The organism is Palleronia aestuarii, assembly GCF_003253995.1.
GTDB lineage: Bacteria > Pseudomonadota > Alphaproteobacteria > Rhodobacterales > Rhodobacteraceae > Palleronia > Palleronia aestuarii.
Genome location: NZ_QKZL01000013.1, coordinates 83,122 through 95,631, shown reverse-complemented (window position 1 = coordinate 95,631; position 12,510 = coordinate 83,122). Strand labels below are relative to the sequence as shown.

Genomic DNA, 12,510 nt, shown 5'->3' with positions numbered 1-12,510 from the left:
CCGGCACCGCTCCTGGATCGAATCCATCGGCGTCAGGGACTGCACACCGAGCTCCGTGTCGATCCACCGCCGCGACAGGTTGTCGATCACGTGCACCTCGTGGCCCGCATCGCTCAGATGCAGAACCGTCGGCCACCCGCAGAACCCGTCACCGCCAAGTATCGCAACCTTCATCCCGAAACACCCCAGCCAAAAAACCCCCCCTCCCCAAACCATCCGCGAAACAACCTGGCAAGGGAAGACATGCCGATGGCCGCGCCTCCCCATGGGCGGGGAGCGGTATCTCGACGCATGGTGCCCGCGACCCGCGCAGGATTTGCTGGCATCCGACCCGGCCACAAATGTAACCCGACGAAATAAACTCGTGAAGCCGGTTGGCGATCTCGGCGCGGATGTGCTCTCCTTGTCGCGATGATCCGCGTCCCGCCCGATGGCGCCGCGGTGTTCCGACAGCACCGCGCCTGCCCGCGCGACCGGCCAAGAGGGAGGCTTCCATGTCCGATACAGATCACGAGCGTCTGGCGAGGCTCGCCGAGGCGGCCCGCCGAGGGCATATCTCGCGTCGCAACTTCATGCATTACGCACTGGCGGCAGGGGTGACCGCGACCACCGCGACGGGTCTCTGGACGCGCAAGGCGGCCGCGCAGCCGAAATCCGGTGGCACGTTCCGCTGGGCGCTGCACGACGGCGCCACCACCGCCAACCACGATCCGGCGACCTATCTCACTAAGGAAAACATCTTCCTCGCCCATACCCATCGCAGCTATCTCACCATGATCATGGGCGACGGCTCGCTCGGGCCCGACCTTGCCGAGAGCTGGGAGGCCAACGACGACGCGACGGTCTGGACCTTCTCGCTCAACCCCAACGCGGGGTTCCATAGCGGACGTCCGGTCACCGCGGAGGACGTGGTCGATTCGATCAACCATCATCGCGGAGAGGACACGGCCTCTGCCGCGAAGCCGCTCCTCGCCGACATCAGCGACGTCAAGGCCGACGGGGAGCAGGCGATCGTCTTCACGCTTTCGCGCGGCAATGCGGACCTGCCGTGGCTGATGACGGATTTCCACCTCGCCATCTGCCCCTCTAACGGCGACGGGAGCATCGACTGGCAATCGGGCGACGGGTCGGGCCCCTACCAGATCGAGTCGGGAGAATGGGGCGTGCAGTTCAATCTCACCCGCTTCGACGGCTGGCACGGCGAAGGGGCGTGGTTCGACCGGGTCGAGATCATCACTCTCAACGACCCGAACGCGCGGCAGACAGCCCTCGTCACCGGCGACGTGGACGCGGTCTCGCTCATCGAGCTCAGGACGATGGGCCTGTTGCAGCGCGATCCGAACATCGTGATCCACAACATCCCGTCCGGCGCGGCGATCACCATGCCGATGTTCTGCGACCAGGCGCCGTACGACAACGTGGACGTGCGCAACGCGCTGAAGCTCGCGATGAACCGTGACGAGATCATCGAGAAGATCACCTTCGGCGCCTCGACGAAGGCCAACGATTTCCAGCATTCCCCCGCCCTGCCCTATTACCCCGAGGGGATCGAGCAGCGGGCATACGATCCAGAGGAGGCGCGGTTCCTTCTGAAGCGGGCCGGCGCGGAAAATCTGACCGTCGATCTCAGCACGTCCGACGTCGTCTATGCGGGCGCCGTCGACATGGCCGTCCTCTACGCCGAACAGGCCCGCGAGGCGGGGATCAACGTGAATGTCGTTCGGGAGCCGAACGACGGCTATTATTCCGACGTCTGGCTCAAGAAGCCGTTCTCCGTCGTTTCCTGGGGCGCGCGGCCGACCCCCGACGTGATCTACACGATCGCCTACAAGGACGACGCGCCCTGGAACGAGAGCCACTGGCAGAACGAGCGCTTCAACGAGCTTCTCGTGATCGCCAAGGCCGAGCTCGACCAGGGGCTACGCGCGGAGATGTACCACGAGATGGCGATGCTGGCGCGCGACGACGGGGGCACGATCATCCCGTTCTTCAACAATTTCGTCTACGCCAACCGCGCCAATGTCGGCACGCCCGAGGAACTGGCCCCGAGCTGGGAGAACGATGGCGCCCGCGCGGCCAGCCGCTGGTGGTTCACCGATTGAGCGGGCCGTCCCGGGTGGCGGGCCCCCCGGACGTCTCCGCCCGGAGGGCCGCGCCATGAACGCCATCGCGACCGTGATCGCCAAGCGGCTCGGGCTCGGCCTCCTCACGCTCTTCATCGTCTCCATCCTGATCTTCTTCGCGGTGGAGCTCCTGCCCGGCGACATGGCCGAGGCGGTGCTCGGCATGGGGGCCACGGAAGAGACGACGGCCGCGCTGCGCGAGAGGATGGGCCTCGATCAGCCGGCGCCCATGCGCTACCTCGACTGGCTCGGCGGCGCCGTCCGTGGCGATTTCGGGGTCTCGCTCGTCTCCGGCGCCAGCGTCGGGGAGGCGATCGGGCAACGGCTGCTCAACACCCTCTTCCTGGCGAGCTATGCCGCGGTCATCGCCGTGCCCTTCGCTATCGCGCTCGGCGTGGTGGTGGCCCTCCTGCGCGACACGCTCTTCGACCGACTCGCGAACGTGCTCACCCTCACCTCGATCTCCTCGCCGGAATTTTTCCTGGGCTACATCCTGATCCTCTATTTGTCGGTCCGCACCGGGTTCTTTCCGGCGATCTCGAGCCTCACGGCGGGGATGGGGCTCGGCGAGCTTCTCTATCGCACCTTCCTGCCCGCGCTGACCCTCGTCCTCGTCGTGACCGCCCACATGATGCGGATGACGCGCGCCGCGATCATCAACCTCCTCGCCGAGCCCTATATCGAGATGGCCCGGCTCAAGGGCGCGCCTCCGTGGAAGGTGATCGTGCACCACGCGCTGCCGAATGCCTGGGCGCCGATCATCAACGTGGTCGCGCTGAACCTCGCCTATCTCATCACGGGCGTGGTGCTCGTCGAGGTGGTCTTCGTCTATCCGGGCATCGGACAGCTTCTCGTCGACGCGGTGGCCAAGCGCGACTTCCCGATCGTGCAGGCCTGCTGCCTGATCTTCGCGGCAACCTTCATCCTCCTCAACCTCGCCGCGGATCTGGGCGCGATCCTGACCAATCCGCGCCTGCGGCATCCGAAATGAGGAGGTCGCGATGAGCCCGGTCCTGATCGGCGCGTGCCTCGTACTTCTCGGCGCGGCCGGGGTGGCGTTCGTCCGCCGCCGGCGTCTGCTCTGCGGCGCACTGGTCCTGCTCGTCCTCGCGGTGGCCGTGACCCGGGGTTTCGGCCTTCCGCCGGACCTTGCGGGGCTCGCGATCGCGGCGGCGCTTTTGGCCGTCGCGGCGGCGCTTTCCGCAGGCCTGAAATGGTCGATCGTCCGGTTTTCCGGCCCCGCCGTCGCGCGGGAATTCCGCACCGCGCCGCTCACCGCGTCCTTCGGCATCCTCGTCATCCTGCTCTATTCCACCGCGGCCCTCTTCGCCCCGTGGATCGCGCCGCACGGAGAGGCGGAGGTGATCTCGTCCTCCTTTGCGCCGCCCTCGAGCTCGCTCCTGCTTGGCGCTGACCAGCTCGGACGCGACATCTTCAGCCGGATCATTTACGGCGCGCGCAATTCGGTGGGGCTCGCGCTCGCGGCGACGCTGCTGGCGTTCCTCCTCGGCGCGGTCTCGGGGCTTCTCGCGGCGATCAAGGGCGGGATCGCGGACCAGGTCCTCGGCCGCATCGCCGACATCCTCATGTCGGTGCCCGCGCTCATCTTCGCGCTCCTGATGCTGTCGATCTTCGGAACCGGGCTTCTCGTCATCGTACTGGTCATCGCGGTTATCTATGCCCCGCGGGTGTTCCGCCTTACCCGCGCGGTGGCGGGCAACGTGGTCGTCATGGATTACGTCGAGGCCGCGCGGCTGCGCGGCGAGGGCGACTGGTACCTGATCCGCCGCGAGATCCTGCCTAATGCCGCGGCCCCGCTCGTGGCCGAGTTCGGGCTCGAGTTCTGCTTCGTCTTCCTGCTCATCGCGGGATTGAGCTTCCTCGGACTGGGCGTGCAGCCGCCGACGGCCGATTGGGGCTCGATGGTGCGCGAGAACGCCACGCTCATCTCCTTCGGCGACATGACGCCGCTGATCCCCGCGGGGGCCATCGCGCTTCTCACCGTCTCCGTCAATTTCGTCGTCGACTGGATGCTCCTGCGATCCTCCGGCCTCAAGGAGTGAGAGGATGAGTTCCGCCCAAGCCAGAGACGTCCTCCTCGAGATCCGAGATCTCAGGATCGACGGGCGCACCAACGAGGAATGGGTGCCGATCATCAAGGGCGTGGACCTGACGCTCCATCGCGGCGAGGTGCTGGGCCTCATCGGGGAGAGCGGCGCGGGCAAATCGACGATCGGCGCCGCGGCGATGGGCTATGCCCGCGACGGAACCCGCATCTCCGGCGGCTCCGTGACTTTCGACGGGCGCGACCTCGTCACCGCGTCGGAGGCACAGCGCCGCGCGCTTCGCGGCGCGCGCATCGCCTATGTCGCGCAATCGGCCGCCGCCTCCTTCAACCCCGCGCACAGGATCATCGACCAGCATGTCGAGGCGCCGGTCCATCACCGGCTGCGCTCGAAGGCCGAGGCCCGCGAGGATGCGATGGCCCTCTACGAACGGCTGCGGCTGCCCAATCCCGACGAGATCGGCTTCCGCTATCCCCACCAGGTCTCGGGCGGACAGTTGCAGCGGGCGATGACAGCGATGGCGATGTCTTGCCGCCCCGACCTCATCATCTTCGACGAACCCACGACCGCACTCGACGTCACCACGCAGATCGAGGTGCTTGCCGCGATCCGCGACATCGTGGCGGAGGTGGGCACGGCTGCGATCTACATCTCCCACGACCTCGCCGTGGTCGCGCAGATGGCCGACACGATCAAGGTCCTCCTCCGCGGCGAGGGGGTCGAGGAGGCGGAGACGCGGCGGATGCTTTCCCATCCGCAGGAAGAGTACACCAGGAGCCTCTGGGCCGTGCGCAGCTTCGAGAGGCCACAGAAGAGGCGTCCCGCCGGCGGCGCCGCCCCGCTCGTCGAGATCGCGGGCGTCGATGCCGCCTATGCGAGCGGCGGCAAGGTGCTCGACGACGTCTCCTTCGAGATCCATCCCGGCATGACGCTCGCCGTCGTGGGGGAATCCGGGTCGGGCAAGTCGACCGCGGCTCGCGTCATAACCGGCCTCCTTCCCCCGGCCCGCGGGGAGGTGCGCCTGAAGGGGAGCCCCCTGCCCCCGCATTTCCGCGACCGCTCCCGCGCCGAGCTGCGGCAGGTTCAGATGATCTACCAGATGGCCGACACCGCGCTGAACCCGAAGCTCAGGATCCGCGACATCGTGGGCCGCCCGGCGCAGTTCTACGGCGGGCTCTCCGGAAAGGAGCTGCGGCGGCGGGTCGAGGAGCTCCTCGAGCTCATCGAACTCGATCCCGCGGACTACATGACCCGTCGCCCCCCGGAACTGTCCGGCGGGCAGAAGCAGCGGATCGGCATCGCGCGCGCGCTCGCCGCGGACCCGGAGGTCATCATCTGCGACGAGGTGACGAGCGCGCTCGACCAGCTCGTCGCCGAAGGCATCCTGAAGCTCCTGGGTCGGCTGCAGGACGAACTCGATCTCGCCTACATGTTCATCACCCACGACCTCGCCACGGTCCGCGCGATCGCCGACGAGGTGGTGGTAATGCGCGACGGGCGGGTGGTCGAACAGGGTCCGAAGGACGAGATGTTCGCCCCGCCCCACCATCCCTATACCGACCTCCTCCTTTCCTCCGTGCCGGAGATGGACCCGGACTGGCTGAGCCGCCTGCTCGAGGAGCGGGGTCGCGACAATATCGGCGAGGCCGCGCGCGACGGATCGGGCGGGCATTGAGGGCGGAAATCGTTTGGCCCGCGGCCCGCAAACCCCTACCCTTCCCACGGTGATCGCCTGACGATCCGCCACGACGTACGCCAGACGGGAGGGATGCCGTGCCGGAAAGCCGCCTCGATATACGGGAGACCGAGCCCCGCGTGATCGAGATCGAGACCGCGCGGGTGCTCGCGCGAAGGCCCTCGCATTTCGCCGTGCTCGACATCGGGTCGAACTCCATCCGTCTCGTCGTCTACGACGATCTTTCCCGCGCGCCCTTTCCGCGGTTCAACGAGAAGTCGCTGGCGCGGCTCGGCGCGGGCTACGACGCCGAGGGCAACTTCACCGAGGACGCGATGGAGCGGGCGACACACGCCGTCCGGCGCTTCGCCGCGATCGCCCAGGCGATGGGCGTCGAGCGGCTCGATGCGATCGCCACCGACGCGATCCGCCGCGCGGGGAACGGGGCCGAACTCCTCGACCGCTTCCGCGCCCTCGGCATCGAGGTGCGCGTCCTCGGCGGCGAGGAGGAGGCGAGCTTTGCCGGGCGTGGCGTGATCTCGGGCTTCTTCCAGCCACGCGGCCTCGTCGGCGATATCGGCGGCGGCAGCCTCGACGTGGCGGAGGTGCTGGGCGACCGGGTGGGCGCGCGGAAATCCTCCATGCCGCTCGGCGCGCTGCCGGTGACGCGGATGCTCGAGGACGGCGTGAAGGCGGCGAAGAAGGAGGTCGACGCGATCCTCGAGGAGGGCCTGCCGCCGCTTCTGACCGATCCGGTCTTCTATGCCGTGGGCGGCGGCTGGCGGGCGCTCGCGCGCGTCCATATCGCCCGGACCGGGCATCCGATCAGCGTAGTCCACGGCTACGAGCTGCCGCGCAAGGTCGCGCAATCTCTCGCCAAGGAAATCGCCAAGATGGACCCCGACGAGATCGCGGCGCTCGACGACGTCCCGAGCCGACGGATCGACACGACCCCCGCGGCCGCCCTCGTCCTCTGGCGGGTGCTGAAGCGGCTGAAGCCCGACCGCGTGGTCTTCTCCGCCTGCGGGCTCCGGGAGGGCTGGCTCTACGATCAGCTCTCCGAGGAGGAGCAGTACCGCGATCCGCTCCTCGAGACGGCGATGGCGATCGGGCTGCCCTCCGCGCGGGTGCCGGATTTCGCCGCCGCGCTGGCGGACTGGACCGAAGGCCTCTTTCCCGGCGAGACGCAGGGCCGCCGGCGTCTCAGGCTCGCCGCCTGCGCGCTTACCGATCTCTGCTGGCGCGACCACCAGAAGATCCGCGATACCGAAGCCTATTCCCGCGTCCTGCAATTCCCCTTCATCGGCGTCCGCCACGCGGAACGGGTCTTCCTCGCGACCGTGCTGCGGGTGCGCTACGGCGGCAAGGTGGACGACGTGGTGGAAGAGGCCGCGAAAGACCTCCTGAGCGCGAGCGACCTCCGCCGGGCGGAGATCCTCGGGAGGGCGCTTCTTCTCGGCCACCGCTTCTCCGCGGGCGTTCCGGACCTGCTGACGAAATCGCGCGTGCGGATCGACAGCGAGATGGTGCGGCTCGAGATCCTCGACCCTGGGGAGGTGCCCGACACCGACGCGATCCAGTCCCGCGTCGACAAGCTCGCGAAATCCGCGAAGGTCTCCCGCGCCGAGATCGTGGAGGCGGACTAGCGCGCGGCCCGTCCCGCGAGTTTCTCGTAGATCGGCAGTGCCGCGTCGGCGAGTTGGCGGAGTTCTCCGTCGAGCTCCGGCAGCGGCCCCTCCGGCTCGGCGAAACCGCCGCTCGCATGGACCGCGTCGTACCAATGCACAGCCCAGACCCCGTCGCTCGGATGCCCCGCGCGGGGCCAGGAGAGCATCGCCTCGGTGAAGGAGAGCCCGAGCGCCCCGCAGAGCCCGCGGAGCGCGGCGTCCGGACCCGCGCGGATCGCAGCGCTGTCGAGCACCGGGCCGCCGAACCGGTCGTGGAGCTCGAGTTGCCGTTCGTAGCCGAGATCGGCGAGGCTCGGCAGCTCCCGCTTTCTCGCATAGCTCGCGACGACCCGCGTGGGATGGCGGATCAGGAAGACATGCGCCGCGCCCTCGGCCCAGTCGAGCGGAAAGCCGTCGAGCATGTGCTGGCACATGTGCTTCTGGTACCAGTGTTCCCGCCCGTCGGGCACCGGCCCGGCACAGGCGCGCGCGACCTCTTCCGGATCGGTGGGCTGGGAGGCGAGGATCTCGTCCCGCATCGGATGCTCGAGCCCCGTCGCCGCGAGATAGGCGGCGTAGAACGGCTCGTCGCTCACCGCGCAATCGGGCCGCGCACCGAAGGCGTACATCATCGCGGTCGAAAGGTTCCGCGGCCCCGACCAGCCGACGATCCTCACGCCCCCCTTTCCACCAGCTCGCGGTAGAGCTCCCGGATCCGCAGCGTCACCGGCCCCGCTTCCCCTTCGCCGATCTTCCGCCCGTCGATCTCGCTCACGGGCGTCTGCGCGCCGAACGTGCCGGTCAGGAACGCCTCGTCCGCGCCGTAGGTCTCGACGAGGGAGAAGTTGCGCTCGCGAAGCGGGATGCCGTCGGCGCGGCAGAGGTCGATCACCTTCTGGCGCGTGATCCCGTTCATGCAGTAATCGCCCGTGGAGGTCCAAACCTCCCCCCGCCGCACGATGAAGAAGTTGCAGGCATTGGTGGTGTTCACGAAGCCGTGGATGTCGAGCATCAGCGCCTCGTCCGCGCCCGCCTTCTCCGCGGCGATGCAGGCGAGAATGCAGTTGAGCTTCGAATGGGAATTGAGCTTCGGGTCCTGCGTCATCGGCAGGCCGCGCAGGTGCGGCACGGTGGCAAGCCGGACGGGACGTGCGAGTTGCGGCTTCGAATGTTCCATGATGATGACGAATGTCGGCCCCTCGCGGCTGAGCGCGGGATGCTGGAACGGCCGCACCTTGGGCCCGCGCGTGACCATCAACCGGGCATGGGCGTCGGTCTCCATCCCGTTCGCGGCCCGCGTCTCCTCGAGCGCGCGGACGACGCCCGCGCGGTCGTGCCCGAGATCGATGTCGATCACGCGCGCCGCCTCGAAGAGCCGGTCGAGATGGTCGTCGAGGAACGACCAGCGCCCGTCATGGAGCCGCAGCCCCTCCCAGATCCCGTCGCCGAGCATGAAGCCGCTGTCGTAGACGCTGACCACAGCCTCCGCCTTCGGCACGATCTTTCCGTTGAGATAGATGAGGATCGCCTCGTTGCGCGCATCCTCCTCCGCGGCGTGGGTGATCTGCCTGTCGGTCATGCCGCGTTCCCTTCCGGTTCTCCTGCGCCGCGCGCCCGCGTGAAGGTCCGCTCCATCCAGGCGACGAAGGACGTCGCATCGGCGGATTGCGGTCGATGCTCGGGGACCAGCAGGTAATGCTTTTCTTCGGGGATCATCGCGGCGATGTCCAGAAGTGCCAGCCGTCCGTCGCCGAGCGGACGTTCCAGGAGGCTCGTCCACCCCAGCGCGACCCCCTGCCCGTCCATCGCCGCATAGGCCGCGTCGCTGTAGCTGCTGAACCGCAGCCGCGCCTCGGCGACGGCGCCCGACCACCCGGCGCGCGCCAGCCATCTCGGCCACCCGATCCAGCTCGGCTCCGGCGACGCGCTCTCAATGAGGGAGAATCCCGCGGGCCGCGCGAGTGCGCCGGGATCGAGCGCCCCGAGCCGCGCGGCGAGCGCGGGCGCGGCGACGGGGGCGATCGTCTCGGGCAGCGCGCCGGCCACCCGCATCCCCCGGAAGGGCGGCCGTCCATAGCGGATCGCGACATCGACCTGCCCGTCGTCGGGCGCCGACCACGCATCCTCCGTCAGCACCCGCAACTCGACATCGGGATGCGCGTCGCGAAACGCCGAGAGCGCGGGGAGCAGGCGGAAATGCCCGAACGCGATCGAGGCCGCGACCGTCAGCCGCTCTCCCGTCATCGGCAGCGCGGCAACCGTCTCCGCGATCCCGTCGAAACCGCGCGTCACTGCCTCGAAGAGCCGCCGTCCCGCCTCCGTGAGCCGCACCCGCCGGTGGCTCCGCTCGAAGAGCGGGCGTCCCAGATCCGTCTCAAGCGCCTTGATGCGGCGGCTGACCGCCGCCTGCGTCACGTTCAGCTCCGCCGCGGCGCGGGTGAAGCTTTCCCGCCGCGCGGCCGATTCGAAGGCCACGAGCGAGGTCAGGCTGGGCAGGTCGCGGCGCAATCCATGCATGACGATTCCTTGTGCGACAGGGCGTCTTTTCGCAAGCTTAGAGGGATCTTTGCGAACGATCCATGACCTTAGATCATGCAAGGCGATCGGCGATGTGCCGTTGAGCGGGTCACCCGCGGCTCTATGCTGCGAGCGGTTTTCCCGAAGGAACGCGTCATGCCCAAGGACAATCTCGACCCGTCCGCCATCGCGGAGCTTCTCTCCGCCCGCCGCGCGGGCCATTCGCTGCCCGCGGGCCTCTATACGAGCCCGGAGGTCTGGAAGGCCGATTGCGACGCGATCTTCTCGCGGCACTGGATCGCCGTGGGTGTCGCATGCGACGTGGAGGAGGCAGGCGATGTCATCGCCCTCGACATCGGGCCCTCGTCCATCGTGATCCTGCGCGACGACGACAACGAACTCCGCGCCTTCCACAACGTCTGCAGCCATCGCGGCGCGCGGCTCGTCCCGCCAGGCCGCTCCGTCGTGGGCAAGCTCGTCTGCCCCTATCACCAATGGACCTACGATCTCGACGGCGCGCTCGCGCTCGCGCCGCAGATGGGCCGCGACCTCGACCGCGACCTGCATCACCTGAAGCCCGTCGCGCTGCGCGACGTGGGCGGCCTTCTCTATGCCTGCCTGTCCGACGATCCGCCGGGCGATATCGACACCCTCGTCGAGATCGCGGGCCCAAGGCTCGCTTCCTACGATCTGGGGCAGGCCAGGATCGCTTTCGAGGAGGACATCATCGAGGACGGCAACTGGAAGCTGACCCTCGAGAACAACCGCGAATGCTATCATTGCGCGTCGAACCACCCGCAGCTCAGCCTCTCGTTCCACGCCGCGGATTTCGGCTTCGACCCCGAGGGCCTGACGGAGACCGAGCAGGCAGAGGCCGATGCCCTCGCCGAGGCCTATGCCCGCTACAACGCCTACTGGGCCGCGGAGGGGTTGCCCTTCGAGGCGGTGGAGCACACGCTCGGCCATGCCACCAACTTCCGCACGCAGCGCCTGATCATCGCGGGCCTGGGCGAGAGCCAGACGCCCGATACCCGCGCCGCCGTCGCGCTGCCGCTCGGCTCCGATCGGCCCTGGCTCGGCGATCTGCATCTCTGGGGCATCAATTCGTGGAATCACGTGATGGGCGATCACGCCGTCATCGTCGCGGCCTATCCGATCGCGGCCGGCCGGACCCTCGTCCGCACGAAATGGCTCGTCCATCGCGACGCGGTGGAGGGGGAGGATTACGATCTGGAGAATTTGACCACCGTCTGGCGGACCACCAACGCGGAAGACGCGCATCTCGTGGGCCTCGCCCATCAGGGCGTCTCGTCGACCGGCTACCGTCCCGGCCCCTATTCCCGCTACACCGAACGCGCGGTCGACGACTTCGCCACGTGGTACGTGGAGCGGATGCGGGATCACGGATACGGCGCATGAGTTTCGAGGACTGGCACCTGCGCCGTCGCCGCCGCTTTCCCTCCGACCGCTGGGGCCGGCTCGTCTGCCGCGCCGCCTGGGACGAGGTACCGGGCGTGCGGAGCTTCCTGCTCGTCCCCGAGGATGGCAGCCGGATCGAGCACGATCCGGGCCAGTTCCTGACGTTCCGGATCGAGACGGAGGCGGGAACGATCGAACGCTGCTACACCATCGCCTCGTCGGCCGCCCGCGACGGCGGGGTGGAGATCACCGTGAAGCGGCAGGAGGGCGGCGCGGGCTCGCGCCTCCTCCACGACCGGCTCGCCCCGGGCACGACGATCGAGGCGTTCGGCCCCTCCGGCCGCTTCGGCCCCGCCTCCTGGCCCGGGGAGCGTTTCGCGCTCGTCGCCGCGGGCTCGGGCGTCACGCCGATGCTGTCGATCCTGCGCACCGCCGCCGATCGCGGCCTCGACATGGACGTGGTCTTCGTCCACGTCGCCCCCACAACCGCCGACCTGATCGCGGCCGACGAGATCGCCGCGCTCGGCCGCCGCCTGCCCCGCCTCGTGCGGGTCCCGATGCCGAGCCGGGATCCCGGCGCCACCCGCCTCGCGGGTGACACGCTCGAGCGGATCATCCCCGACATCGCCACCCGCACCGTCCTTTGCTGCGGGCCGCAGGGGTTCATGGAGGCCGTCCGCACCGCCGCCCGCGCCGCCGGTGTGCCGCCGGAGAGTTACGGCGAGGAGAGCTTCGACTTCTCCTCCCCCGAAGAGCAGATCACGCCCTCGGCGGAGACGCCCGCCCGCCAGATCACCCTCGCGCGTTCGAAGACAAGCATCCCCTGCCCCGAGACCTCGACGATCCTCGGCGCGATCAGGGCCGCGGGCCTGCCGATGCCGTCGTCGTGCGCGCGGGGCCTCTGCGGCACCTGCAAGACGTTCAAGCATTCGGGCGAGGTCACGATGGCGCACGAGGGCGGCATCCGGCAGCGGGAGATCGACCGCGGCTTCATCCTGCCCTGTTGCAGCCGCCCGCTCACCGACATCGTGCTCGACGCCTGA

10 protein-coding genes and 1 pseudogene are annotated in these 12,510 nt (G+C 68.7%); 7 read left to right on the top strand and 4 right to left on the bottom strand.

All coding sequences use genetic code 11. The features are described from left to right. A pseudogene (locus LX81_RS22845) lies at positions 1-174 on the bottom strand (NAD-dependent epimerase/dehydratase family protein); the annotation flags it as partial. Positions 175-494: 320 nt separating this feature from the next. On the opposite strand from LX81_RS22845, the gene LX81_RS14215 reads away from it, so the two are divergent. The 5 genes from LX81_RS14215 (at position 495) to LX81_RS14195 (ending at position 7,510) form a co-directional block, all read left to right on the top strand. After that, the gene (locus LX81_RS14215) at positions 495-2,102 is read left to right on the top strand and encodes an ABC transporter substrate-binding protein (protein ID WP_111537982.1); all 1,608 of its coding nucleotides are present in this window, start codon (positions 495-497) and stop codon (positions 2,100-2,102) included. Between the two features lie 55 nt (positions 2,103-2,157). Beyond that, positions 2,158-3,114, top strand: a complete 957-nt coding sequence (locus tag LX81_RS14210) for an ABC transporter permease (RefSeq protein ID WP_111537981.1) — start codon at positions 2,158-2,160, stop codon at positions 3,112-3,114. Positions 3,115-3,124: 10 nt separating this feature from the next. Further along, positions 3,125-4,186, top strand: coding sequence for an ABC transporter permease (locus LX81_RS14205; protein ID WP_111537980.1), 1,062 nt, complete (start codon positions 3,125-3,127; stop codon positions 4,184-4,186). 4 nt (positions 4,187-4,190) lie between these two features. Continuing rightward, complete coding sequence (locus tag LX81_RS14200; RefSeq protein ID WP_111537979.1) at positions 4,191-5,864, top strand: ABC transporter ATP-binding protein; 1,674 nt, start codon at positions 4,191-4,193, stop codon at positions 5,862-5,864. Between the two features lie 98 nt (positions 5,865-5,962). Further along, positions 5,963-7,510: a Ppx/GppA family phosphatase gene (locus LX81_RS14195; RefSeq protein ID WP_111537978.1), complete on the top strand. Its 1,548-nt coding sequence runs from the start codon at positions 5,963-5,965 to the stop codon at positions 7,508-7,510. Here LX81_RS14195 and LX81_RS14190 read toward each other — a convergent pair. Genes LX81_RS14190 through LX81_RS21905 form a run of 3 tightly spaced genes read right to left on the bottom strand, consistent with a single transcriptional unit; the run spans position 7,507 to position 10,048 of the window. Continuing rightward, the gene (locus LX81_RS14190) at positions 7,507-8,208 is read right to left on the bottom strand and encodes a sulfotransferase-like domain-containing protein (RefSeq protein WP_111537977.1); all 702 of its coding nucleotides are present in this window, start codon (positions 8,206-8,208) and stop codon (positions 7,507-7,509) included. The two genes, LX81_RS14195 and LX81_RS14190, sit on opposite strands and share 4 nt — an antisense overlap. After that, on the bottom strand, positions 8,205-9,110 hold the full coding sequence (locus tag LX81_RS14185; protein WP_111537976.1) for a D-amino acid aminotransferase: 906 nt from the start codon (positions 9,108-9,110) through the stop codon (positions 8,205-8,207). The genes LX81_RS14190 and LX81_RS14185 overlap by 4 nt, the downstream gene beginning before the upstream one ends. Beyond that, on the bottom strand, positions 9,107-10,048 hold the full coding sequence (locus LX81_RS21905; protein WP_170133951.1) for a LysR substrate-binding domain-containing protein: 942 nt from the start codon (positions 10,046-10,048) through the stop codon (positions 9,107-9,109). Before LX81_RS21905 ends, LX81_RS14185 begins: the two co-directional genes overlap by 4 nt. A 156-nt stretch (positions 10,049-10,204) precedes the next feature. On the opposite strand from LX81_RS21905, the gene LX81_RS14170 reads away from it, so the two are divergent. Next, on the top strand, positions 10,205-11,467 hold the full coding sequence (locus LX81_RS14170; protein ID WP_111537975.1) for an aromatic ring-hydroxylating oxygenase subunit alpha: 1,263 nt from the start codon (positions 10,205-10,207) through the stop codon (positions 11,465-11,467). Further along, positions 11,464-12,510, top strand: coding sequence for a flavin reductase family protein (locus tag LX81_RS14165; protein WP_111537974.1), 1,047 nt, complete (start codon positions 11,464-11,466; stop codon positions 12,508-12,510). Before LX81_RS14170 ends, LX81_RS14165 begins: the two co-directional genes overlap by 4 nt.